Source organism: Streptococcus tangpeifui (assembly GCF_011038795.1).
GTDB lineage: Bacteria > Bacillota > Bacilli > Lactobacillales > Streptococcaceae > Streptococcus > Streptococcus tangpeifui.
The window spans coordinates 42,669-67,106 of the sequence record NZ_JAAKDU010000011.1; the positions used below are offsets into that span (position 1 = coordinate 42,669).

A 24,438-nucleotide genomic window follows, 5' to 3' on the forward strand; every position below is an offset into this window, starting at 1 on the left:
GTTTTCCTTTCGTCACAAGGCTGAAACCAACTTATTCAAGAGGGGATACGATCCAAAATTTTCAATTTTTGGGTCTATCCCCTCCCTTTTTCTTCGATAAAATCTGTCAATTCACAGGAAAAATGGTAAGATAAGAGCATGTCAAAAAATGAGATTCGACAAACTGTTTTAAAGCAGTTAAAAGAGCAAAATAGGGAGTGTAAAGCTGAGATTGACAAGGCTTTACTGGATCAGCTCTTAGCTAGTTCAGAATATCAAGAAGCCAAAACTTTGGCAACCTATCTGGCTTTTGATTTCGAGTATAATACCAAGGCCCTAATTACTCAAGCTCAAAAAGATGGGAAAGCCGTTTTAGTACCCAAAACTCACCCCAAAAGTCAGATGATTTTTACGGAATACACCCCAAAACAACTAAAAATGACTAAATTTGGTCTCCTAGAGCCCATAAATGAACGGCCCGTCGCTAAAACTAGCATTGACTTGATCCATGTTCCAGGACTAGCTTTCAATTCAAAAGGTTATCGTATCGGATTTGGAGCAGGTTTTTATGATCGCTATTTAAAGGATTTCCAAGGTTCTACAGTCAGTACTATCTATCCTTATCAAGAGGTTGATTTTCAGGCTGATCCACATGATGTCCCAGTTAGAAAGGTCTTCACCTATGATCAAAGATTTTAAAAAATATCCAGTCACTTATGCCTTGCTGGCTCTTACTTTATTGGTCTTTTTAGCTCTGCAAATTATTTATTTTGGGAAATCTACGACTGGCCCAGCTATCTACCATTTCGGCGGTATGTTGGGCCGAGCAGTTCAGTACGACCACAAGCAAATCTGGCGTTTGATTTCCCCAATATTCGTCCATATCGGCTGGGAGCATCTAATTTTTAACGGCGTTACCCTCTACTTTGTCGGTCGCATCACTGAAGAGCTCTGGGGATCCGGAAAATTTTTCCTTCTCTACCTTTTAGCAGGGCTGATGGGAAATGCTGCTACCCTATTTTTTACACCGACCGTGGTTTCAGCAGGAGCATCAACCGCCCTCTTTGGACTCTTCGCAGCTATAGTCATTGTTGGCTATATCGGTAATAGCTCTGTTCTGAAACAAGTCGGCAACCAATTCTTAGTTTTAATTGCTCTTAATCTCGCTTTTAATTTGATGGATTTGATGTCAGGACATCCCAGTATAAGCCTCGTCGGGCACCTAGGGGGATTGGTAGGGGGAGCGCTTGTTGCCCTCTTTCTTCCTTTGAAACGCTATCGTTCTGGAATTCCTACTAGTTTGAAAATTACCGCTCTCATTGCTTATTTGGTCTTTTTCGTCGGCATGGTTCTCCTCTCAATTTTCTGAGTAACTAGGCAAGAATATTTATACCTTAACTAATAACACCAAGAAATTTATATAAAAAACAATGAAATTTTTAATTCCTCCTGCAAAAGAAATGCGCACTCATTCTCAAGGTCATCACGTCTCCCTTCCAGACAAAAGCCAACCTATCCTAAAAATCTTGGCTCAAGTTAATCCATCAGAATTAGAAAAAATTTATAAGATCAAGTCCGATGCTGCAAAAATAGAAGCTCAGCACCTGACAGCTTTACAGAATGGAAAGGCACTTAGCTACCCAGCTTTAGAGCTTTTCAACGGTCTTATGTATCGTCAAATTGACAAAGACTTGACCAAACTTGATATTAAGTTTACAAGAGAGCATATTTTTATTACCTCTGCTTTCTATGGTATTATCAACGCTTTAGCTGATATCGCTGAACATCGCTTAGACTTCAACTGTAAAATCCAAGTCAATGGTCGATCTCTGAAAAACTACTGGCGACCTGTCTATGACGATTTCCTCAAGTCTATTATGAATAACGAACCCGTTATTTCCCTTCTATCGAGTGAATTTGAATCAGTTTTCTCACCTCAGTTAGCAAAATCACTCATTAGAATTACTTTTCAAGAGGAAAGCGCTGGACAACTCAAGACTCATTCAACTATCTCCAAGAAAGGGCGTGGCCAGTTATTAAACCAGATTATCAAACAAAAGATTCAAACGACTGAAGCATTGAAAACAGTAAATTTTTCTGGCTTCTCCTATCGCCAAGAACTTTCGACCGATCAGCATTTGGTTTTTATCAAAACAGTCGAATAGAGTAAATCTTACCATTAAACCTTAATTGAATTTATAGTAAAAGCATAAAACTTCTTGAAAGTTTTATGCTTTTATTATAGTCTATATTAAATTATCTCGATTAACTTGTTCGTAAGTAACTTGCCCATCATTAAGCTTATCCCAGATAACAACTCGGTCTTGATCCAAGGATTTCTTGACATCAATAATCCGTTGATTCGAAGAACCTCGGAACTGAAGCATTAAATTCTTCTTCGTGATATCGAAACGGCCATCTACCAAGATATCAATAAGATTCAACAATTCTAACTTATCTGGCGTTTCCAACATGAGTTCTTCCCAGGTATAGCCTGTCCAAGACCAGATATCTTTTTCTGGTAACTCCTTGCGAATGCGCTTGACCAAGGGCAGTAAAATTCCTGTATTGAGGAAGGGTTCTCCACCGAGCAAAGTTAAACCTTGTACATAGGGTTGAGCCAGATCAGTCATGATTTGTTCTTCAAGCTCTTTTGTGTACGGAATACCTGCTCTAAATGACCAAGTTGCTGCATTATAACAGCCTTCGCAATGAAACATACAGCCACTTACATAAAGGGAGTTGCGTACGCCTTCTCCGTCCACAAAATTAAAGGCCTTATAATCAATAATCCGCCCTTGACTGAGCTCCTCTGATTTCCATTCACCCGGTTGGGGCGTATTCCATCTTTCTTCTACCATATTTTTCTCCATTGATTGGGTAGCAAACCGACTACCATCAGTTCTGATCTCCCACCTTTAATAATCACCCTGCTGACTATTGAACCCAGTAGCGCTCCGTCCCTTCACGTACATCCTCCAAGACACCACCATTTGCCAAAATCACCGCACGACTGGCAAGATTCTTCTCGTTACAAGTGACAAGAATTTTAGTGATATTTTTAGAAATCGCTAGGTAGACACCTTGTTCTAGCATAGCCTTAGCATATCCTTTACCACGTTCTGAAGGTCGTACCGAGTAACCGATATGCCCACCATGCTGAAGTAGATACTCATTTAAACGTAAGCGTAAATTCAAAAAACCAACTGCTTTTTCACCCTCAAAGCCAACAAGTTGAATGGTAGGTACCCAACCTTCAGGGATATTCAATCCCATTTCTGCGTCGGCATTATTGAGCAACCAGTTTTCATAGTCAAAGTTTTCAGTATCCCAAAAGCCTCCGTCGTGGGCAGACCTTGTCTCTTCAAACTCTTGCATCATGCCCAAAATCGTTGCTTTGTCGTCTAATGTTGGCCGTCTTAATTCCATAAAACCCTCATTCCTATAGTGGAAGTTTCACGTCTAAAATGCCACTTGCCTTATCCGCCTGATTGATTTGGTGGCAGAGATAATGACTGAGTAAACTGGTCTCTGGCGACACAGGATTTTCACCTGTATCAATCGCTTGCAAGAATGCCTCAATAATCGTCTCAAAACCACGTTTATAGAGGGTGGTATCCCAAGAAGTAAAGTTTTCCCGAGTCTGACGATTTTTTGTAAAAATAGTCAGTTCATCTAAATTTTCCAGATGATAAGTTGCTTGCGGTGTCTGCACTTCCATTACTTCCCGACGGCTGCCCGCTTGCAAATTCATGCTAGCAATGATAGTCTCTTGGTCTGTCTGCAAGGTCACCGTTACTTGACTTAGCAAATTATCCTGCGTTACATGATAGTGAAACTGACCTGCCTGCAATTGTCCATCTGCCAGATAAAGAGCTGTGTCTAGCGGATGAATGAAAAAATCAAACAACTTAAACTGCAATTCTCCCGGTCGATTGACATCATTCTTTTCGACAACAATGCGACGTTTGTCTGCTAGCTCTGTCATTTTTAAAACCCTAGGTGCAAAACGACGATTAAAGCCCGTCATGAGAAAAGTACCCTGTTCATGCGCCAAATCATAAAGTGCCTGCGTCTCTGCAAAATTTTCAGTTAGGGGCTTATCCATATAAACTGGAATGCCCTTTTTCAAAAACTGCTGAGCGATTTCTTGGTGGGCGACGGTGGCGACATGGATAAAGACCCCATCCAAATCGACATCTAGCAAAGCCTCTAAGCTTTCATAGGTTTTAACCTGCTCTAAAAGACTCGCCACCTGCTCCAAAACCGCTTGATTTCGAGTAAAAAGATGCCAGCATACACCCTCCAGCTGACGCATATAGGGTAAATACGCTTTCTGTGAAATGTCACCTAGACCAACAATCCCAATTTGCTTCATCATTATCTACTCCTGTTCAAAAAGGGGGAGTGGCACTGCCAAACTCCCACCTGTTTATTTCTTTTTGCCTGCCTTTTTCAGCAATTCCTGCACACGCGCTTTTTTATCAGGTTTCACGACTGAGTTTTTCTCATGAAATCGGGTCACCTGCGCCTGTCCTTTATAGTCTAGCTGATACTTTCCCATATACAGGTTTCTTACCTTTCCTTATTCTGAAATCAGTGATTTTTCCTGTAAATAATAACGTACTAACTCATCAACAATTTCATCGGGATGATGGCGCCGAATGTTATTGCGAGCATTATTATGACGAGGAATATAAGCTGGGTCACCACTGAGAATATATCCGACAATTTGATTAACGGCATCATAACCAATCTCATTCAGCGAACGAGAAACCAACATCAGATCATCCTTCAAGGTATTGGCATCCTCATCTAGTTTGAATAAAACTGTATCAGTAGTAAAATTCTTGTCTTCTGCCATCCTAGCCTTGCTCCTTCTATCTATTTTAATCTTTGTGGCGACCAGGGTTTTGAATGGTTGAACCATTCATGTGCTTAACACGGGCGGAAATTTCCTTGTGGCGACCATTAACCATTGGCCGAGCTTGAGGATTCCCTAGGTAACCACAAGTCCGTTTAACGACATCGACGGTCTTAGGATCGGTATTGCCACAGTTTGGGCACATAAAGCCACGTTCTGTTGGAGTAAAATCCCCTTCAAAGCCACATTCATAGCATTTATCAATTGGCGTATTGGTGCCAAGATAGCCCACACGGTCATAGGCATAGTCCCAAACGGCTTCTAAGGCCTTAGGGTTTTGTTGCAGAACAGGATATTCACAATAATGAATGAAGCCACCAGAGGCTCCTAGTTCTGGATAGTCTTTTTCGAAATCCAATTTTTCAAATGGAGTTGGATTCTTACGAACATCATAGTGGAAGGAATTGGTATAGTATTCCTTATCGGTAATATCCTTGACTTTACCAAATTTCTCAGTATCCAAACGGCAAAAGCGATCAGTTAAGCTTTCTGATGGTGTTGAATAAATTGAAAAATGATAATCATATTCATCTGACCAAGTCTCGACCAACTTTTTCATTTGCCGGATAATATTCTTAGTGAATTCCTTAGCTTCTGGATTACCTTCCCACTGACCGCCATAGAATACAGTTGCTACCTCATAAAGACCGATATAACCCAGAGAAACAGTTGCCCTGCGGTGCTTGAAGAGGTCATCAACATTGCCAGTCTTACTCAAACGTTTGCCAAAGGCACCGTATTGATAGAGAATTGGAGCATTAGCTGGACTGGCTTCTTTAACCCGCTCTACACGATAAACCAGAGCATCCTTAGCAATCTGCATCCGCTCTGCAAAAATATTCCAGAACTTATCCATATCTCCTTGGGATTCTAAGGCAATCCTTGGCAGATTCACCGTAACCACACCTAGGTTCATCCGGCCAGAATTTACTTCTTGGCCATTTTCGTCTTTCCATCCTTGAAGGAAAGAACGACACCCCATAGGAGCCTTAAAGGATCCGGTCAAATCAATGATTTTATCGTAGGACAGAACATCTGGATACATACGTTTAGTGGCACATTCCAGAGCCAGTTGTTTAATATCGTAGTTAGGTGTGCCTGGTTCTAGATTAAGACCTCGCTTGAGAGTGAAAATCAACTTAGGAAAAATCGCTGTGCGGTGCTCACTCCCTAGACCCTTGATGCGAATTTGTAAAATGGCCTTTTGAATTTCCCGTTCAAACCAATTTGTTCCTAAACCAAAGCCTAATGATGTAAATGGTGTTTGCCCGTTTGACGTAAAGAGCGTATTGATTTCATATTCAAGACTCTGCATAGCATCATAGATGTCCTTTTTGGTCTTGGTCCGAGCATAATCTTCTTGCTTGCCCTCAGCCACCCATTCCTTGGCATCTCTGAGATGTTTTTGATAGTTAAGCTGGGCATAAGGGGCTAAAAATTCATCAATTCGATCAGCTGTACAACCGCCATATTGACTAGAAGCGACGTTAGCAATGATTTGGGAAATCTGTGCAGTCGCTGTCTGGATAGATTTAGGGCTTTCAACTTCGGCATTCCCAATCTTAAAGCCATTGGCCAACATACCCTTGAAGTCAATCAAGCAGCAGTTGGTCATTGGCGTATAAGGGCTATAGTCCAAATCATGGAAGTGGATATCCCCTTTTTGATGAGCATTGGCGACATGAGGCGGCAACATTTTCAGGCCAATGGACTTTCCAACAATCCCAGCTGTCAAATCCCTTTGCGTATTAAAAACATCACTGTCCTTATTAGCATTTTCATTGACAACTGTTTGGTCCTTGTTGATCAACTTATCAATAGTAAAGTTGATATCTGTCGCTTGCGAACGAGCAAAATCCCTCTGGGTACGGTAATTAATGTACTCTTGAGCAATCGCATATTCGTTAGCATTGAGCAGTTCATGCTCAACAATGCTCTGAATCTCGTAAATCTTGATATCAGCCATGAAACGATTAGCAATTTCTGCTACGATACGGTCACAAATGCCTTTTAATTTTGCCTCCATCAATGGTGACAATTCTGAAACATTTTGACTAGCCTTGAGCAGTGCTTGATAAATCTTATCGCTGTCGAACTGAACACGGCGGCCATCACGTTTAATAACTGTGATTTCAGGATCTGTTACGATAAATTCTTTTTCCAATGTAATCATTATTTCCACCTCGCAGTCCATTATAACACAAGGCAAAAAAAAATCAACATGTTGTGGTGTATTTTTTAGACAGACACAATATATTGATTTTATGAATGAAATTACTTTTTTTGATAAATCTTGAAATGATCTGCATTTTCTAGGGAAACTTGCTTATAACTGGACTTCAACAGTCGCGAAATTTCTTTGGGCAGCTCCTGAGATTTATCCACTACAATAAATTTGGCCTGAGCCTGTAAAATATCATCATTTCGCTTCTGACTATTGTCACTTCCAACAGTGTTTACCGTTGGGTTAGGAAATTGTGAAATTGACTGCAATCCAGAATCCAAATAGATTTTAGGAGATTGATCCCAAACGTAAATGCTAGTCTTACTACTAGAGTTTTCTTGCAAGTAACGAGAAATCGCACTGCGTTCTCTATTCATACCTAGTGATAAGACACCAAGCAAAATTGGAGCCAAGATACCTGCTACCATAACTAAGATTGGTAGCTGGAAATGACGTTTGGCAAAAATGCTCCAATAGCTCCCCGCCAATTCACGGTTGCGTTTGCGGCGATGAGCTCCTCTTGTGCTTTTAGTTTCTTGACCAGCCTGCTCATTAATCGTATCACTAATCACTAGAGCTGTTAAAATCAAGCCAAAAGGCAGAGCTAAGAGGAGAGAAAAAACGTAATAAGTCTGCGAAAAAATACCAACCAGTAAAGTTATAATTAGGTTGAAGAAAACCAACCATTTCACCGTTTTAAATTGTAGAACGCGTCCTAAGTGTCCAAAGAAACCAAAGAGCCCTAAGAGCAAACCTGAAGCTGATAGAACTAGGATTTGATAAGGGAGGGTGATTAAGAGAGAGTCCTTGGCCAGAGCAAAGACTTTAAAGTTATAGAAGAGAGCTTGGGAAATATAAGCTGGTAAATTTCCCATATTGAGGACAAAATAACCAACTGTGTAGTAGACCAGAATAGCTCCAAAAATCATACAGAGTAACTGATAGATACCACGCGCAATGTGACGCTGCAGTAAATTATAGATGCCAATAATAATAAAAGAGAGTACCCAAAAAATTAAACTGCGAGGGTCAATTAAGGCCGCTAGGGTGCCAAAAAAACCATAAATGATAAAGGCTTCATCATTAATATGACCCGCAAAATATTTGGTGAGAAACCAAAGGGCATTGAGAATAAAGGGATAGGCCCACTGAATGGGATAGAGACCACCAAAACCTAACGCTATATTGAGTAGGTAAAAAATCACGGTGAAAGTTATACCTAGGCCTTTTTTTTCTGTCAAGAAACTGATAATTTTATAGAAATAAATCCCTGACATATAGAAGGCCAGAAACTCGATAATCATCAACCAGAAACTTGAACCCAGAAAATAACTGAAAGCAATAATGACATAGAAGAGGAAGCCACCTGTTGCAAACGTATTTAGATAAGGGAGATGTCCCTGACTCATCATCTGCCCAGTATAGAGATGAACCATCTGAGTTGGATTAGCAAAATTCGTCAACAAGGGATTGGCAACGGAACTTAAAGCCATTATTAAACTCAAAATCAAAATGTAAAAGCGGTGCGACCCATCTAAATCAATTTTATACGTTTGGCTATCTGTGCTAGTGTGCGTAGCTTGTTTTTCTACTTCTTTAACTTCTCCCTGCTGTCGGCGGCTATACTTTGGTAACTCTTGATCTTGTTTTTCTGCCACTAGAATCTCCTTTTTATTATACGAGGGCATCTAAAAAGCAGAACAGTCGAGAAAGTTTAGTTAGGAAGGGACTCTCCTGAATGAATCCTACCTGCTTTACTTAGAAAGCAGACATCTCTAAAGTTCTATACTCAAGGCCCAAATCAGTTTATTTTTCTTTCTAGTATATCAGAATTTACTCTTTAGTCAATTTTCTAAGGATACGAGCGTAGGTCAAAATATCCCTAAAACAATGCAATTTGCTCCCTTGATAAGTGGCTAAAAATTTCTGCTCTGCCTGTGTCAAATCCTTTACTTGCATAACATTCCTCCACCTGTTTATCCGTAAAGGTAGAAGAAAATTTCAAGACAAAACAATAGGGCCGACCCTCAAAGGTTGCCCTGTTTATTATATATAGCCGGCAAGATACCTATTCTTCATCAAGAAAGCTATTAAAGACTTCTTCAATCATATCCCACTCAGCATCAGATTCTTCTGGGATCGGTTGCAAATCGCCTTCTGTACCATCTTCATTCTCTGTAAATGAATAAGCTTGAATTTCAATTTCACCATTGTCATCCTCTTGTGCGCCAGCTGGTACTAAAAGAACATAGTTTTTACCAAATTCTTCACGGCCATCAATGGTCAAAAGAATTTCAAACAAGGTTTCATTTCCGTGTTCATCAACAAGAGTGATTACCTCGTGATCATGATTGTGTTCATGTGCCATATCTCTTCTCTCCTCTAAAACATACGATCTAAATAATTTTGTAGAATCAGCTGGGCTGCTAGTTTATCAATAACTTTTTTGCGTTTGCCTCGGCTGACATCTGCCTGCTCAACCAGCATCCGTTCTGCCTGAACAGTCGTTAGGCGTTCATCTTGATACTCCACTGGAAGGCCAAATAAGTCGGCAATCTTTTTCCCATAAATCTGACTAGCCTCAACGCGGGGCCCGCTAGTATTATTCATATTCTTAGGCAAACCAACAACAAATTTCTCAACCTTGTATTGTTTGACCAGCTCTTCCAAGCGCTCGAAACCAAATTCTTCCTTAGCTTCATTGATCGGAATAATTTCCAAGCCCTGAGCCGTAAATCCAAGTGGATCGCTGATAGCAACGCCGACCGTCTTAGATCCAACGTCTAATCCCATCAATCTCATTAGACATCTATTCCATTTCCCTTGAGATAGAAGCGAACCAATTCTTCAACAATTTCATCGCGTTCATATTTACGGATTTTATTGCGGGCATCATTATAGCGAGGGACATAAGCAGGATCCCCGCTCAAAACATAACCAACAATTTGATTGATTGGATTATACCCTTTATCATTTAGCGAACGGTAAACGGCCGTTAAAGTATCACTAATTTCTTGTTTACTGCCATCATCAAGATTGAAACGGACTGTTTCATCTGTAAATCCCATGCTTGCACCCTCTTTCTATTATGAGCAATTTGTGCTATTATATCCTATTTCCCTTATCTTTTCAATGAAAATTCACGAAACAAGCATGATTTTCCTACTGATTTGGCTAAATAAGATCAGACATTTTATTGAAAATGAGACCTCTTTAAATTTCTTTGGCCGATAGTGATATTTTCTTAAATCTATTACTTAGCAGCTACTGGTTTGGCACCTGCCTGTGCTAAATCCAAAATATATTCCATTGGTGTAGTGCTATCGAGTTTATCCAGATTAAAGCGGCCATCGCTTGCTTGTGATAGATCTGATTTATCAACTGTTTTCATATCAAAAGTAAAAACGAATTTCATTTGGGAATCCCCCGTCACATCCAAGTCAACCTTAGTTCCATTTACCTTTTTGAGATTTTGAACAATATCCAATCGTCCCATAGCTTCAATCAACTGCCCCTTGACTTCGTCGATAGAGCGACCGCCAATTTCATCCTTAATCTGTTTAGGTAGGGGCTGAAGGACTTCAATCTTAAGCGAAGTGAAATCGTCACCATCATAACCAATGGTCTCCGTCACAGTTGACTCACCATCCGTCCCATCAGGAATCTTGATTTGCATGGCCTTAGTTCCTGTAATATTTTTTACTTCATGCGAAGACTCCTTCTTAGTACTTTGGCTCGTCGAATCAGACTTTGAAGTGGGGTTGGACTGGCTTGTATTTGAACAGGCGGCCAAACTGAATACCAAAAGGGAAGTTGCTATAAATGTATAGATTTTTCTGTTCATGGTTTCTCCTTGGTTGACTAATTTTTCGTGTAGTGGCTCAAGTCCGCTTCTGGTAAGGCTTAGAAGTGATTTTTGCCCATAGCAATATTATAGCTTATTTTAAGATTAAAAAAAAGAGCTTTCGCCCTTCTTTTCAATTTTTTATTAAATTGTTCAACCGGTTTCAAACCATAGCAATTGCAACAAATCCGTTAACCAGCACCTTACAAAACAGCCCGCATTCTTGCTTGATTATTCTCCACTTCACGAATGGCACGAGGCAAGAAGGCACGGATATCATCTTCCTTGTAGCCGACTTGCAGGCGCTTATCATCAATAAGGATCGGACTCTTAAGAATCCGTGGATTTTCTTGAATCAAATCAACCACCTGACTGAGACTTAATTCGTCAATATCAAATTCCAGAGCACGAGCGTAGCGATTCTTTGAGGAAACGATGCTCTCAACCCCATTTTCCGTCTTAGAAAGGATATTGAGAATTTCTTCCTTAGTCAAACCTTCTTTGCCTAAGTTTTGTTCTTTATATGGTAATTGGTGGCTGTTCAACCAAGTTTTTGCTTTTTTACAACTAGTACAACTAGAAATAGTATAAATCTTAATCATGTCACTTCTCTCTTTCTATCACATGATACCTATATTCTAGCATAGCTCCCTAAAACAGAACATAGGTCTTGGGACCTATTTTTGAAAATGTCAACTAAAAAACTTAAACTCTTAATATTTTAAGCTTTTTCCAAGCTTTTTGTCATCTTTGTTTAATCTTAAGGCTGTTTTCTAGAGGTCATCTAGTCAACTCCTTAACATAAAAATCGAGTTCAAGAAAAAAGAAGCCGGATAAAAGCTTCTTTTCTTATTTCTAATGGAATGCTTAAATTCGAGCATCTGTCCGATCATCACGGCCCTTAAGGCTAAAGCTAAACTTGGCGATAAAACAGTCCCCAATCAGATTATTTTATTCTTCAATCTCGATAGCATCGAGATCAAGGGATAATTCTTCTGTCTCTTCCTTCTCTTCTACTTGATCTGGTTGGCTTTCTACAGCCTGATCATCTTCAACGAGGCCGTACTTGATGCGAACTTTCTTATCAATTTCATCAAAGACTTCTGGGTGATCGGCCAAATATTTTTTAGCATTTTCTGACCCTTGGCCAATCTTTTCACCATTATAAGAATACCAAGCTCCAGCTTTTTGAATAATATCGAGATCTGTTGCGATTTTGACTAACTCACCAGTCTGAGAAATTCCTTCTCCATACATGATTTCGACTTGGGCAACCTTAAACGGTGGGGCTACCTTGTTCTTGACGACCTTAATCTTGGTTTCCTTACCGATGCTGCTGTCCTTCTGTTCTCCCGTTCCCTTGATTTGGGTGTTACCACGAACGTCAAGGCGAACAGATGAGTAGAATTTCAGGGCACGGCCACCAGGGGTCGTTTCTGGATTACCAAACATGACCCCAACTTTTTCACGCAATTGGTTGATAAAGATGGCAATGGTCTTGGTTTTGTTAATAGAAGCCGAAAGCTTACGCATGGCTTGACTCATCATTCGAGCTTGGAGGCCAACATGGCTGTCACCAATATCACCATCAATTTCGGCACGAGGAACTAGGGCTGCAACAGAGTCAACAACCACTAAATCAACAGCACCTGAATCAATCAATTTACCAGCAATTTCCAGTCCTTGTTCACCTGAGTCTGGTTGAGACAGCAATAATTCATCAATATTGACACCCAGAGCTGCGGCATAGCTTGGATCAAGAGCGTGTTCCGCATCAATGAAAGCCGCGATACCACCTTCTTTTTGAGCTTGAGCAACGGCATGCAAGGCAACAGTCGTTTTACCTGAACTTTCAGGTCCATAGATTTCAATAATCCGTCCCTTAGGATAGCCACCAACACCGAGGGCAATGTCTAAAGCCAGGCTGCCTGAGCTCATGACTTGCACCTTTTGATCAGCCCTTTCACCCAGCTTCATGATAGCCCCTTTACCAAAATCCTTTTCGATAGTTTTCAAGGCATTATCCAAGGCTTTTTTACGTTCATCACCAAATTTCTTAGTGATTTCATCAGTTTTTTTCGCTTTTTTTGCCACTTGTTTTCTCCTATTTTTAATGTGTATTAGTTATTATACTAAATTTTTCTCCTTTAATAAAGCTTTTCGTACCAGATTAAAGGCATGCAAGACTGCAATCTCACGCACATCGCTGCGGGAACGGCCACTCATTTTTACAAGGTGACTTTCTAAGCTGTTTGCTGTAGCTAGACCAATGAAAACCGTCCCTGCCGGTTGACCTTCCAAGCTATCAGGTCCCGCAACCCCAGTCAGCGAGATAGCTAAATCTGCCTCAGTCTTGCTTCTGGCACCAGCAGCCATAGCTTCTGCTGTAAAAGCTGAAATGACGCCATGAGCTTGCAGGTCAACCAAAGGAATCCCTAGCATTTTGGACTTTTCTTCCATACTGTAGGTGACAAAGCCACCGTTAAAAACAGCTGAAGCTCCAGAAAAGTCTGCTAAACTAGCTTGGAACAAGCCCGCTGTCAGACTTTCTGCTGCCGTGATTGTCTTGCCAGAGCTCTTGAGCAAATCAAAGGTAACTTGGGCCAGAGAATTATCATCCCCATAACCATAAAAATAACTAGATAGGGGTTGATTTTCTAGCGATTGAACCGCCATTAGGGCTGCTTCGAGCTGATCTAATTTTTGCTCTGCTTCTTCTTGACTCCGGGCCTTGGTAGAAAGACGCAGAGTGACTTCCCCTGTCTTTGCATAAGGAGCGATGGTAGGGTCAGTTTGGTTTTTAATGAAATCATCAATAACCGTCACTAACTGGCTTTCACCGATTCCAAAGAAACGCAAAACGCGAGAATAGAGCTGCTGATGATCCTGATCAATTAAAGGCAAGAGTTGCTCCTGAACCATAGGCTTGAGTTCGCTCGGCGGACCAGGTAGGACGATGTAGGTCTTTTCCTCAACTTCAATCAGACCTCCAACTGCAAGACCTGTGCGGTTTTGAAGAGGAAGGGCTCCTTCTATGGTTTGAGCCTGACGTTCATTATTGGACGTCCGCAAGACTGCAGGACGAGCCGCAAAGAAACGATTCAGCTTGTCCATAGCCTGATCATCAAAAACTAAGGGACGCTTGAGAAACTTAGCTAAGGTTTGTTTAGTTAAATCATCATCCGTTGGTCCCAAACCTCCACAGAGCACAATCATATCACTTCGTTGGCTGGCGAGATCAAGAAGAGACAAGAGGCGTTCCTCATTATCACCAACAGCTGTCTGGAAATAAACATCAATCCCCAGCTCGGCAAATTTTTCTGAGAGAAATTGCGCATTGGTATTGACGATTTGCCCTGTTAAAATTTCTGTTCCGACTGCAATTATTTCAGCTTTCATTATATATGGTCACCTACTTATCTATTCGTAAAGTCATCTTATTTTATCAAAAAATTAGTCCAGTGGACCAATTTTCACGAGTTGAAAACTAAAAAATTGAGCGTTTATGTAGCTGTTTTTTCTGATACTAAAAATTAAGGCATTGTCTTTAGGAACAGTAAGTTCTTGACAGTAGGGAGGAAAATCTGTATTGTTAGAGCATTACAAAAGCAAAAGGAGATTAGAATGAGTTTATTAGAATTGCAGAACATCTATAAATCCTACTATTTAGGTAAGGAAGAATTTTCTGTCCTAAAGGGGATTAACCTTACTGTTGACTCTGGAGATTTCATCAGTATTCTAGGTGAGTCGGGAGGCGGTAAATCCACTCTTATGAATATTATTGGTGGACTAGATCGTGAGTATCAAGGCGATGTTATTGTCAATGGTCGCCGACAAAAGGATAAACACGAGACTGCTATGGATGAATACCGACGGCAAGTTATTGGGTTTATTTTCCAATCTTTTAATCTTGTTAACTATCTGAACGTTTTAGATAATGTCTTAGTTAGCCTTAAAATGACTCGTCTTAGTCATAAAAAGCAAGTTGAAGAGGCTGAAAAATTGCTGAAACAAGTTGGGCTTTATGAACATCGTAAGAAAAAACCAGCACAATTATCAGGAGGACAAAAACAGCGCGTGGCTATTGCTCGTGCGCTAGCTAGCAATCCTGAAATTATTATAGCCGATGAACCTACGGGTGCCCTGGACAGCAAGAACACTGCTGAAGTACTCACCCTTCTTCAAGATATTGCTAAATCAGGTAAGACTGTTATCGTTGTTACCCACTCGCAAGAAGTTGCTAATGCTGGGACACGGATTGTCTCTCTGACTGATGGCCGTATTACAGATGATCAACGATTACGAGAACCCTTCTCTGTAAGGGATAATTTAATTGAATTAGCTGATAAGCCTTTAACTCGAGGCGCCAGTTGGAAGATGGCTTGGGCACATTTCAAAAATGCTTGGAAGCAAAATCTTATTATTACAATCGGGATGGCCATCGGACTTTTCTCCGTTATGTTTTTCTTGGGTTTGGGTAATGGTGCCAAAGGTTATATGAACAGCTTCATCAACGATATCGCTAATCCTCAGGCCTTCCAAGTGACTCTAAAAAATACCGATGCACTCACCAATACAGGTATGACTGGCAAAGATAAAAAGAAGATTAGTAACATTAAGCATGTCACTAAAACGGAATACGGCTACTACACCCCAACCTTTACTATTAGCTATAAGGGCAAACCGGTACAAAATAGGATTTTACAGACAACAAACGATACTATTGTGAAAAAGAGTATTTCAAACAAAAAAATGCCTAAAGGGGACCAAATTGTTATTTCAAAGGATTATGCCAAGAAAAATATCTCTAAGAATGTTAAAAAGGCTGTTGGTAAGAAGGTGACCATCGGACTAACCGCTTTGGATGAATCTGGAAAACCTATTACCATTACCAAAGAATATACTATTTCTGGGACAACAGATCAGATGAATCTCGTTTCTATGGCTAGTCTAGAAAAGGCTGCAGCTAAACAAGGGGCTACATTAAAACCTAATTTTGTGACAGCAAAGGTTGATAATCTGAATAATACTAAGCAAGCACAAAACGATGCTCGTGCCATTAAACAAAATGGAAAAACGGTCTACAGTATCACAGGTCTTGGAGCAACCTTGAACTCTATTGTGGAAATTACTTATATTGTCGGTGTTGTTCTAGCTTTAGTCGCTGGAATTTCTCTCCTCGTCAGTATCCTAATGATTGTGGCCACAACCTATATGAGTGTTACCGAAAGGACCAAAGAGATTGGCGTTTTACGCGCTATGGGGGCTAGACGCAAAGATATTCGTCGTCTTTTCGTCAATGAAAGTTTACTATTGGGACTTTCTGCTAATATCTTAGCCATACTTACAGCTCTTTTGGTTCAACTTTTGGTTAACAAATTAGTGTACTCGACTATCAAGTTTGATATCATCCAAGTTTCCTTAGCAACTACTATTTCTACTGTAATCATTGGCTTATTGATCGCCTTGATTGCCAGTCTGGCACCATCCAGCAAAGCGGCTAGATTGAACCCGATAGATGCCTTGGCTAGTGAATAACTATCTGAGTTTATTCAAAAACTCGTCCAGTATTCCTGCTTGAGAATAAACTCTTGGCTTGGCGCAGTGGTTGGCTCAGAAGCTTCATGTTTCCCGATCAGCCATCGCTCGGTAGGAGTCTGAAATCGGACTTTCCTGATATGGCTAATTTAAAATAGGCATTAGCAAAACTTTTGACATCAGCTTAGATCAGCTAATTAAAGATGACCAAGAAAGGAGAAGGTTATTTTTAATAATTAGATTAGCAATGGTACTACGACAGCATTCTAGCCTATCTCCTTGCCACCGTCTTGTATATTGCTTGCTTTGCCCCGCTGTCCATAACATTTTTATGTTGGGTTTCCTAATGCTCTGACCTACGAAATAAAATTATTTCTCCACAAAAGGAGAATTCAGACTAAAAAGAATAAACAGGCCTCCCATTCAGCGAGGCCTGTTTCATTTTTCCTTAAATTCACAGGTATTTTCATGATCATTGATAAGACCGGCTGCCTCCAAGAAGGAATAAATGGTTGTTGGACCAACAAATTTACAGCCACGTTTTTTTAAATCTCTGGCAATCCGTTGCGATAGCTCTGTTTGCGCTGGTAAATCCTTGTAGCTGTCAACTTGGTTGACATGCGGTGTAAAGTCAACAAAAGCCCAAATATAATGATCAAAAGACCCAAATTCCTTTTGGATAGCCTGAAAAGCCTGAGCATTGGCCCGAGTGGCATAAAGCTTAGCTTTGTGGCGAATAATCTCGGTATTGTTCAGCAAGCTGTCAAGTTCTTGGTCACTCATCTTAGCGACTCGATCGATATCATAGTTATAAAAAGCTGCTTTGAAAGCTCGACGTTTGTTGAGGATAGTTTCCCAAGATAGTCCAGCCTGATACCCTTCTAGACAAAATAATTCAAAAAGAGCTCGCTCATCGTGTAAGGGCTTTCCCCACTCTTGATCGTGATAAGCAATATATAAAGGATTGGTCATTTTGACCCAGCCACAACGATTCATATTTCTTCTTCTTTCTTCTATTCTTGACTTGTTATGTTAGACGGTGAATTCAGAGAGCAAAAATCTGACTTTAACTAGAGAGCCGATGCGCTCAGCTAAATTGATTTGTATTGAGAAGTGAATTAATTTCCTTTTCCTATAACTTCCAAGGGTGTTAAAAGACTAACAGCTTCTCATTTCATCAGCATCTTGAGGGCTGATTTAATATAATTTTCAGCTGTTTCGTCGGTTCCTTCAAAGAAGGCACGAACCCTCTTGAGTTCACTGGCTTTGTAACCAAGAGCCAGAAGAGCTTCCATCGCTTCGTCCAGATTTTGATTCGCGCTTTGGTCTTGCGGACGAGCCTTGCTACCTGCTTGGGGTACTTCAACAAATTTACCAGCCAAATCCAAAACCATTTGTTGAGCTGTCTTTTTTCCAATTTTTGGAAATTTAGTCAGGTACTTAATATCACTGTTATCAATAGCTGCAACCAGTCCTTCATTATCATCAACAGCAATAATGGCTAGAGCAGTCGTCGGGCCGATCCCTGAAACAGAAATCAAATTGAGAAAAACAGCCTTTTCCTCTTCGGTATGAAAACCATAGAGAAGTTGAGCGTCTTCCCTAACTACATGGTGAAGATAAATCTGGATAGCTTGATTCATCTGATCAGAGAAAGAATAAGGGTTGGCAACATTAACCATATAGCCGAGGCCACCAGCCTCAACCACAATATACTTTGCCGTAATTTTTGTTAGAATTCCTTTGAGATAATCGTACATAAAGAGCCTTTCAAAATGACATGTGGATAAGTTTATTCTACCAAAAAATCCGCTCTTAGGCAGATCGTTTTGACTTAATATTTTCCCAGTTCCCTTAGACTCGTGTGGTTTTCCTGAATCCGACGGAACATTTTTTCCATATCAGATTTGGTGAAATTTACCAAGACGGGTCGGCCGTGGGGACAATTATAAGGATTTTTGCATTGGGATAATTGGACTAGAAGATTGCGGGCTGAATAATCATCTAGGGCGTGGTTGGCCTTGATCGAGCGCTTACAGCTCATCATAATAGCCAGCTCAGCCCGATAGACTTTAACCGAAACCTCATCTGTCAAAAGAAGCATGTCGCACATCTCGTAAACACCTGATTCGATCTCTTCCTCCTTCATCCAGATGGGGTGCTCTCGCAGGATAAAGGTATTATTGCCGTAGGGTTCAAGATAGATACCCACCTGATTGAGGAGGGGCATTTTTTCTTGAAGGTTAATGAAATCTTCCGCCCGAAACTCAAAGAGATAGGGGACTAGCAACTGTTGTAAAGAACTGTCAACATCTCCAATTTTTTCACGATAGTATTCATATTTGACCCGCTCTTGGGCGGCATGCTGGTCGATAATATAGAGCCCTCCTTGACCCTGAGCAAAGAGATAGGTGCCCTGCATCTGGCCAAAATAGTCCAACTCAGGGAAGGCTGAACTTTCTTCCTGATCTAGGCGATCCATCAGCTTGTGAGCTTGGGCCTTTTTGGAGAAATCAATATCAGGGTGTTCCTGATCTGACACATCTGGTTCAGGCCTTTGGGCCTGTCTGACAGAGCCAGTAGGCTTGACAGCTTTGTCAATTTGATTGACAGGTTCAGGAGCTTGATTTGACTGACTTTCTGCCACCTGATTGTCCGACTTGAGGAAAAAATCTTGACGGGATTGATCATAATAGAGGTTGGTTTGCTTGAGGGGCAAGCTGGTTTGAACAGGTTTGTCAGCCTTACGGATACTAGACTTCGCCAGATTTTCTAAGGCATCTGGAATCAAATCTTGCTCTTTTAGACTCTCAGCAATAGCCTCACGAATCAGCTGCATGAGTTCTTTTTCCTTAGAGATACGGACTTCTTGTTTGGTCGGATGAACATTGACATCAGCCAAATAAGGATCAATCTGAATATCAATTACAGCTAAGGGGAAGCGTCCAACCATGAGCTTGGAACCATAGCCATCTAAAATAGCCCGATTGAGCAAGAAATTCTTAATGTAACGACCGTTGATAAGGATGGTGATATAGTTGCGATTAGCCCTCGTTAATTCGGGCAAACTGATATAGCCCGATACCTCAAAATCTAAATCACTAGCGGAAATTTCAACCATTTTCTTGGCAGTGTTGAGACCGTAAATACCAGCGATAGTCTGGCGCAGATCACCCGTCCCTGCTGTCTTGGTCAGCTCACGCCCATCATTGATAAGGGTAAAGGCAATCTCAGGGTGGCCCAAACTTTGGCGGTTGATGACATCGACAATGTGGCCTAATTCTGCTTGGAGGGATTTCATGTACTTGAGGCGAGCTGGGGTATTAAAGAAAAGGTCCTCAACTGTAATCTTGGTCCCGACAGGTGTGCTGATAGGTTCCTGAGAGATAATTTCTCCGCCTTTGGCGACTAAAAGGGTTCCATATTCCGCGCCCTTGACGGCCGTTTTAACAGTCAAATCACTGATAGAGGCGATAGAAGGGAGAGCCTCGCCACGAAACCCAAGGGTACGGATCCGAAAAAGATCCGCCTGATTTTTAATTTTACTGGTGGCGTGGCGACGCAGGCTGAGGGCTACATCATCATTTTCAATCCCTTGCCCGTTATCAGTTACCTGAATTTTCTTGAGACCTGATTCTTCAATTTCAACTGTAATTTGTGTGCTACCCGCGTCAATAGCATTTTCGACTAATTCTTTAACAACGCTGCTGGGCCGCTCAACAACCTCACCAGCCGCTATCTGATTGGCCAGCACTTCTGGCAATTCAATAATTTTTGACATAATTCCTCACCGCTACTCAAAAAGTAAGATAATGGGGGCTTTAAGCTTAATCCCCTTAATTTTTCGGAGCACTAATGGTTTTATTATAGCATAGAAGAAGCAGCCCCAGCACATCTGAAATTGGAGATAAGCTTTCCCTGTTAAAATTTCGTGCTTACTTAGAGTCTGGGGAGTTCATCACATTTTTTTCATTTTCATCATAAAAAGAGGCAGGTAAAAACTCGTCCAGTATTCCTACCTTGAAAGAAACTCTTGGCGCACAGTGGCTGGCAGTGAGGCCAGCTACTATAGCCATTCAAGTGTCCTCCAAACAGTTGCGATCCATTTTGCTGCGAGGCCACAGCGGAAAATCTAGCTAATTGCATGGGGGTGGGGCAACGAACCAAAATTTACAATTTTTAGTTTCTTTCCTGCTCCCTTAGTTTTACAGTAATTTCTTCAATTCAAAAAGGGCATTCATGGCTTGCATTGGAGTCATATTGACTACATCAAGAGCTTGAAGGGCTTGAGTCAGTTTATCATTGGATTCTGTTATTTCAAAGAGAGACATTTGCTCGGTGCTTGCTTCCTGCTTGACAGGCTTGTCAAGTTTCTCTGCCTGTTCTTGACCAGTCAAGCTAACAGAATGGGCTTCTAAATCTGTCAAAATATTGGTTGCTCGTTGAAGTAGTTCCTTAGGCAATCCAGCAATCTTAGCAACATGAACACCGTAAGACTTGTCAGCTGGACCATCTGTGATTTTATGAAGGAAGGTAACATCGCCATCCTTCTCTAAAGTTGCCACATGGACATTGACAAGGTGTGTTAAATTAGTTGACAGGTCTGTCAATTCATGATAGTGAGTAGCAAAGAGGGTCTTAGCTCCCACTTTGTCATGAATATATTCGATGATAGATTGAGCTAGAGCCATCCCATCATAAGTAGCCGTACCACGCCCCAATTCATCAAAGAGTATCAGAGACTGTTTGCTGGCTCGCTGAATTGCCATATTGGCTTCCATCATCTCAACCATGAAGGTTGACTGGCCAGAAATCAAGTCATCGGCTGCCCCAATCCGCGTGTAAATGGCATCAAAAATCGGTAGATTGGCCGACTCAGCAGCGACAAAGGATCCAATTTGTGCCATGACCACAGTCAGAGCTAGCTGCCGCATATAGGTTGATTTCCCGCTCATATTAGGCCCTGTAATTAGCTGAATAGCGGTCGTCTGACCCAAAGTGATGGTATTGGGAATGTATTCTTGAGTCCCCATGACCTTCTCGACAACAGCATGACGGCCATCTTGGATATCAATGATGTGCTGGTCATTGAATTGGGGGCGGACATAGTGGTTATGCTCAGCCACTACGGCTAAACTTTGCAGGACATCGACCGTGGCAATATTTTTCGCCAAATCCTGCAAACGCTGGATATATTTCTCAACCTGATTGCGGACGGTCATAAAGATATCATATTCTAAGGTTGCCGACTGCTCCCTAGCTTCCAGCATATCCCCTTCAATTTTTGCTAATTCGGCTGTCCCAAAACGCTCAGAATTTTTTAGAGTCGCCTTGCGGAAGAAATGGTCTGGCACAAGGGATAGATTGGAATTGGTCACGTGAAAATAGTAGCCATCTTTACGATTATAATCAATCTTCAAGGTTGAAATACCACTGGCTGCCCGCTCCTTAGCTTCTATTTCAGCAATCCAAGTGGTCCCTTCTCGCATAACTTGACGATAGTGATCCAGTTGCTGATCAAAGCCCGTTTTAATCATGCCCCCTTCGGTAATGGTTGCTGGGGCATCTTGGTCAATGGCAGAGGCAATCAGACTTTCCAACTCAGGCAGGGCATCAATGGCTTCATTTAATTGGTCTAAAACCGGGCTGGCAAAGTTGGCCAGCATTCCCTTGATTTTAGGAACCTGAGCCAAGGTGTGGCCCAGCTGCAAGAGATCCTTGGGATTAGCCTTACCAAAGGAAACCCTACTGGCCAGACGATCAATATCATAGACTCCTTTGAGACTATCAGTCAAGTCACTGCGTTCAAAAAAGTTATCCAAGAAGGTTTGAACAATCTCCTGCCGCTCCAAAATCTTCTTTCGACTGACCAGAGGACGATCAATCCAGCTTCGCAAGAGGCGCATCCCCATAGCCGTTTTGGTGGAGTCCAAAAGCCAGAAAAGACTGCCATGTTTCTTGCTGGTTCTGGCGTTTTCCAAAAGATCCAGACTGGTCTTGGTGGCATAGGTCATCTGCAGGAAGTCCTTGATTTCATAGTGAACTAGGCTTTGCAAGTGACTGAGTTCCCGCTTCTGGGTCGTATGGACGTATTGGAGGAGCTTACCTGCAGCATGAGCTTCTACTGGCCTTAAGTCTGTACCAATCAGCTGAACATCGTCATAAATGTCCTTTTCAGGTGATAAGAGGAGGTTCATCTGCTTGGTCAAGCTTTCCGTCTGCTTATCGTCAAGTTCAAAACCTAGGACAACTTCTCTAGTCTTAAGGTTTTGAATTTCACTACAGACCGCTGTAAAATCGCTCAAGCTAGTTGCATAAAATTCACCAGTTGAGAGGTCCATGTAAGAAAGACCGTACTCTTCATCCAGATAATCGATAGCAACCAAGAAATTATTACTGCTATCAGGTTTACTCGAATCGACGACAGTCCCTGGAGTAATAACTTGAACAACCTCACGCTTAACCACACCAACAGCCTTTTTAGGATCCTCCATCTGCTCGGCAATGGCTACCTTGTAACCCAAATCGACCAATACATCAATATACTGCTGAGCCGAATGGTAGGGAACACCAGCCATAGGAATGGGATCGTCAGCGTTCTTGTTACGACTGGTCAGACTGATTTCTAAAATCTGGGCTGCTTTAACCGCATCATCATAGAAAAGTTCATAGAAATCCCCCATCCGGAAAAGCAAAAAAGCATCCGGATAGGATTCTTTGATGTCTAAATATTGTTGCATTCCTGGAGAAATTTTATCTTTTGCCATTAGCTAATCCTTCATTAATCTTTTCTTCTAGGCTCTTGGTGACATATTGTAAAAGATCACTAGCATCCTGCATTTTAACACGGTAGTCTTGAACCAAGGGCAGATCAGAAAGTTCTTGATTTAAGCGGTCAGCAGCCTGACCTAACTGGTCGGCTGCCCGATTTTTTTCTAATTTTTCAAACAAGACTGCTTCTTGTTGGTAAGCCTTCATATCGTGGGCCAATTGATTCAAAGTTGGCTGTTCCTTTACCTTGGCTTGAACGGCCTGAAAGGCTTGAACACTCTCATGATGAGCCAATAAGTTCTGCAGGTCGTTAAGAGCTTGATCTAAGTCAGTCATTTATGCAATTCTTCCTCAATGGCTTGAGCTTTGGCTTCATCTTGGCAAATAACCAAAAGAGTATCAGCGCCAGCTACTGTCCCAAGGATGTCACTGCGTCCTTCTCGGTCAATAATATTAGCCAAAACATCAGCTTCTCCCAACTCGGTGCTGAGAACCAAGATAAAACCTGCCCGAGAAACCTTTTTAATATAGTCTCGAACAGCATCAGACAAGTGGGAGTCTTCCTGAGTTGACAGACTGTAATAAAGCCTGCCAGTCTCATCACGACGTTTGAGAAGACCAATCTCTCGCAGATCTCGTGACAGAGTAGCCTGAGTCACGGCAATGCCTTGCTTGGCTAGGCTGTCTTTGATTTCCTCCTGCGTTCCCACCCGTTCTTCTTGAATGATGGTCTTTATTTTATGTTGTCGCTCAATTTTATTCATGCTCGCCTCTATTTTTCTCAATTTATACCTTACACATTATAACAAAAAGGCCTGGGTTTTTCACCATTGGCCTTAGGAAAGATTGAATTAAGGAAGTCCGTCTTGAAAAGAGTAATTATTCATAAAACGGCAAGTTCGCATTAGCTCATTTCTAGCATTCAGAGACAAGCAAAATAGACAAGGCGACGAGGTGCAAGCGTACTTTGGTCAGCTAAAGTCAACAAGGCTTTGACATTGATTCGCTCTCATAAACTATGTAGCTCCATAAAAAATCCAACTCAGTTTGAGTCGGATTGTGAATCGAACCTAATTCTCCATTTTATGCAGAAGTTTATCTTTAAAGTAGTCAAAGTAGGTCTTCTTATCAATTACCGTAACGGTCTTACCAGTCATG

26 protein-coding genes are annotated in these 24,438 nt (G+C 41.4%); 4 read left to right on the forward strand and 22 right to left on the reverse strand.

Annotated features, from left to right (window positions below; translation table 11 throughout):
• Nucleotides 1-138 precede the first annotated feature (138 nt).
• From G7Y32_RS08605 to yaaA, 3 genes are all read left to right on the forward strand, one after another.
• Nucleotides 139-678, forward strand: coding sequence for a 5-formyltetrahydrofolate cyclo-ligase (locus tag G7Y32_RS08605; RefSeq protein WP_165212911.1), 540 nt, complete (start codon nucleotides 139-141; stop codon nucleotides 676-678).
• On the forward strand, nucleotides 662-1,348 hold the full coding sequence (locus G7Y32_RS08610) for a rhomboid family intramembrane serine protease (RefSeq protein ID WP_165212913.1): 687 nt from the start codon (nucleotides 662-664) through the stop codon (nucleotides 1,346-1,348). The genes G7Y32_RS08605 and G7Y32_RS08610 overlap by 17 nt, the downstream gene beginning before the upstream one ends.
• Before the next feature lie 61 nt (nucleotides 1,349-1,409).
• Nucleotides 1,410-2,144: a peroxide stress protein YaaA gene (yaaA, locus tag G7Y32_RS08615; RefSeq protein WP_165212915.1), complete on the forward strand. Its 735-nt coding sequence runs from the start codon at nucleotides 1,410-1,412 to the stop codon at nucleotides 2,142-2,144.
• 81 nt (nucleotides 2,145-2,225) lie between these two features.
• Here the strand turns inward: yaaA and nrdG are convergent, their stop codons facing one another.
• From nrdG to G7Y32_RS08680, 15 genes are all read right to left on the reverse strand, one after another.
• A complete protein-coding gene (gene nrdG, locus G7Y32_RS08620) occupies nucleotides 2,226-2,840 on the reverse strand; it encodes an anaerobic ribonucleoside-triphosphate reductase activating protein (protein WP_165212917.1) in 615 nt (204 codons plus the stop codon).
• 76 nt (nucleotides 2,841-2,916) lie between these two features.
• Nucleotides 2,917-3,408 (reverse strand): GNAT family N-acetyltransferase, encoded by a 492-nt coding sequence (locus G7Y32_RS08625; protein ID WP_165212919.1) that lies wholly within the window; start codon nucleotides 3,406-3,408, stop codon nucleotides 2,917-2,919.
• A 13-nt stretch (nucleotides 3,409-3,421) separates the two neighbouring features.
• The gene (locus G7Y32_RS08630) at nucleotides 3,422-4,357 is read right to left on the reverse strand and encodes a Gfo/Idh/MocA family protein (RefSeq protein ID WP_165212963.1); all 936 of its coding nucleotides are present in this window, start codon (nucleotides 4,355-4,357) and stop codon (nucleotides 3,422-3,424) included.
• A gap of 54 nt (nucleotides 4,358-4,411) precedes the next feature.
• Nucleotides 4,412-4,543 carry a hypothetical protein gene (locus G7Y32_RS10475; protein WP_277423773.1) on the reverse strand — a complete coding sequence of 44 codons (132 nt, stop codon included), beginning with the start codon at nucleotides 4,541-4,543 and terminating at the stop codon, nucleotides 4,412-4,414.
• Between the two features lie 21 nt (nucleotides 4,544-4,564).
• Complete coding sequence (locus G7Y32_RS08635) at nucleotides 4,565-4,843, reverse strand: IreB family regulatory phosphoprotein (RefSeq protein ID WP_165212921.1); 279 nt, start codon at nucleotides 4,841-4,843, stop codon at nucleotides 4,565-4,567.
• A gap of 25 nt (nucleotides 4,844-4,868) precedes the next feature.
• Entirely contained in the window at nucleotides 4,869-7,076 is a 2,208-nt protein-coding gene (gene nrdD / locus G7Y32_RS08640) for an anaerobic ribonucleoside-triphosphate reductase (protein ID WP_165212923.1), read from the reverse strand.
• A gap of 101 nt (nucleotides 7,077-7,177) precedes the next feature.
• Nucleotides 7,178-8,785 carry a DUF2079 domain-containing protein gene (locus G7Y32_RS08645; RefSeq protein ID WP_494399387.1) on the reverse strand — a complete coding sequence of 536 codons (1,608 nt, stop codon included), beginning with the start codon at nucleotides 8,783-8,785 and terminating at the stop codon, nucleotides 7,178-7,180.
• A 175-nt stretch (nucleotides 8,786-8,960) separates the two neighbouring features.
• Nucleotides 8,961-9,086: a hypothetical protein gene (locus G7Y32_RS10480; protein ID WP_277423774.1), complete on the reverse strand. Its 126-nt coding sequence runs from the start codon at nucleotides 9,084-9,086 to the stop codon at nucleotides 8,961-8,963.
• A 109-nt stretch (nucleotides 9,087-9,195) separates the two neighbouring features.
• Entirely contained in the window at nucleotides 9,196-9,495 is a 300-nt protein-coding gene (locus tag G7Y32_RS08650) for a DUF1292 domain-containing protein (RefSeq protein ID WP_165212927.1), read from the reverse strand.
• A gap of 14 nt (nucleotides 9,496-9,509) precedes the next feature.
• Nucleotides 9,510-9,929 (reverse strand): Holliday junction resolvase RuvX, encoded by a 420-nt coding sequence (ruvX, locus tag G7Y32_RS08655; protein ID WP_004226676.1) that lies wholly within the window; start codon nucleotides 9,927-9,929, stop codon nucleotides 9,510-9,512.
• Entirely contained in the window at nucleotides 9,929-10,195 is a 267-nt protein-coding gene (locus G7Y32_RS08660; protein WP_002960554.1) for an IreB family regulatory phosphoprotein, read from the reverse strand. The genes ruvX and G7Y32_RS08660 overlap by 1 nt, the downstream gene beginning before the upstream one ends.
• A 185-nt stretch (nucleotides 10,196-10,380) precedes the next feature.
• Complete coding sequence (locus G7Y32_RS08665) at nucleotides 10,381-10,971, reverse strand: SP0191 family lipoprotein (RefSeq protein ID WP_165212929.1); 591 nt, start codon at nucleotides 10,969-10,971, stop codon at nucleotides 10,381-10,383.
• A gap of 203 nt (nucleotides 10,972-11,174) precedes the next feature.
• Nucleotides 11,175-11,573, reverse strand: a complete 399-nt coding sequence (gene spx, locus G7Y32_RS08670; protein ID WP_165212931.1) for a transcriptional regulator Spx — start codon at nucleotides 11,571-11,573, stop codon at nucleotides 11,175-11,177.
• A gap of 349 nt (nucleotides 11,574-11,922) precedes the next feature.
• Complete coding sequence (recA, locus tag G7Y32_RS08675; protein ID WP_165212933.1) at nucleotides 11,923-13,065, reverse strand: recombinase RecA; 1,143 nt, start codon at nucleotides 13,063-13,065, stop codon at nucleotides 11,923-11,925.
• Nucleotides 13,066-13,098: 33 nt separating this feature from the next.
• Nucleotides 13,099-14,370, reverse strand: coding sequence for a competence/damage-inducible protein A (locus G7Y32_RS08680; protein ID WP_165212935.1), 1,272 nt, complete (start codon nucleotides 14,368-14,370; stop codon nucleotides 13,099-13,101).
• 225 nt (nucleotides 14,371-14,595) lie between these two features.
• On the opposite strand from G7Y32_RS08680, the gene G7Y32_RS08685 reads away from it, so the two are divergent.
• The gene (locus G7Y32_RS08685; RefSeq protein WP_165212937.1) at nucleotides 14,596-16,509 is read left to right on the forward strand and encodes an ABC transporter ATP-binding protein/permease; all 1,914 of its coding nucleotides are present in this window, start codon (nucleotides 14,596-14,598) and stop codon (nucleotides 16,507-16,509) included.
• Between the two features lie 438 nt (nucleotides 16,510-16,947).
• Here G7Y32_RS08685 and G7Y32_RS08690 read toward each other — a convergent pair whose 3' ends face one another.
• The 7 genes from G7Y32_RS08690 to argR form a co-directional block, all read right to left on the reverse strand.
• A complete protein-coding gene (locus G7Y32_RS08690; RefSeq protein ID WP_165212939.1) occupies nucleotides 16,948-17,505 on the reverse strand; it encodes a DNA-3-methyladenine glycosylase I in 558 nt (185 codons plus the stop codon).
• 173 nt (nucleotides 17,506-17,678) lie between these two features.
• On the reverse strand, nucleotides 17,679-18,269 hold the full coding sequence (ruvA, locus tag G7Y32_RS08695; protein ID WP_165212941.1) for a Holliday junction branch migration protein RuvA: 591 nt from the start codon (nucleotides 18,267-18,269) through the stop codon (nucleotides 17,679-17,681).
• A 74-nt stretch (nucleotides 18,270-18,343) separates the two neighbouring features.
• Nucleotides 18,344-20,290 (reverse strand): DNA mismatch repair endonuclease MutL, encoded by a 1,947-nt coding sequence (gene mutL / locus G7Y32_RS08700; protein ID WP_165212943.1) that lies wholly within the window; start codon nucleotides 20,288-20,290, stop codon nucleotides 18,344-18,346.
• Nucleotides 20,291-20,444: 154 nt separating this feature from the next.
• Nucleotides 20,445-20,585: a hypothetical protein gene (locus G7Y32_RS08705; RefSeq protein ID WP_165212945.1), complete on the reverse strand. Its 141-nt coding sequence runs from the start codon at nucleotides 20,583-20,585 to the stop codon at nucleotides 20,445-20,447.
• Nucleotides 20,586-20,714: 129 nt separating this feature from the next.
• Nucleotides 20,715-23,276 (reverse strand): DNA mismatch repair protein MutS, encoded by a 2,562-nt coding sequence (mutS, locus tag G7Y32_RS08710; RefSeq protein WP_165212947.1) that lies wholly within the window; start codon nucleotides 23,274-23,276, stop codon nucleotides 20,715-20,717.
• A complete protein-coding gene (locus tag G7Y32_RS08715; protein WP_165212949.1) occupies nucleotides 23,263-23,616 on the reverse strand; it encodes a YlbF family regulator in 354 nt (117 codons plus the stop codon). Before G7Y32_RS08715 ends, mutS begins: the two co-directional genes overlap by 14 nt.
• Entirely contained in the window at nucleotides 23,613-24,044 is a 432-nt protein-coding gene (gene argR, locus G7Y32_RS08720; RefSeq protein WP_165212951.1) for an arginine repressor, read from the reverse strand. The genes G7Y32_RS08715 and argR overlap by 4 nt, the downstream gene beginning before the upstream one ends.
• Nucleotides 24,045-24,438: the final 394 nt, after the last annotated feature.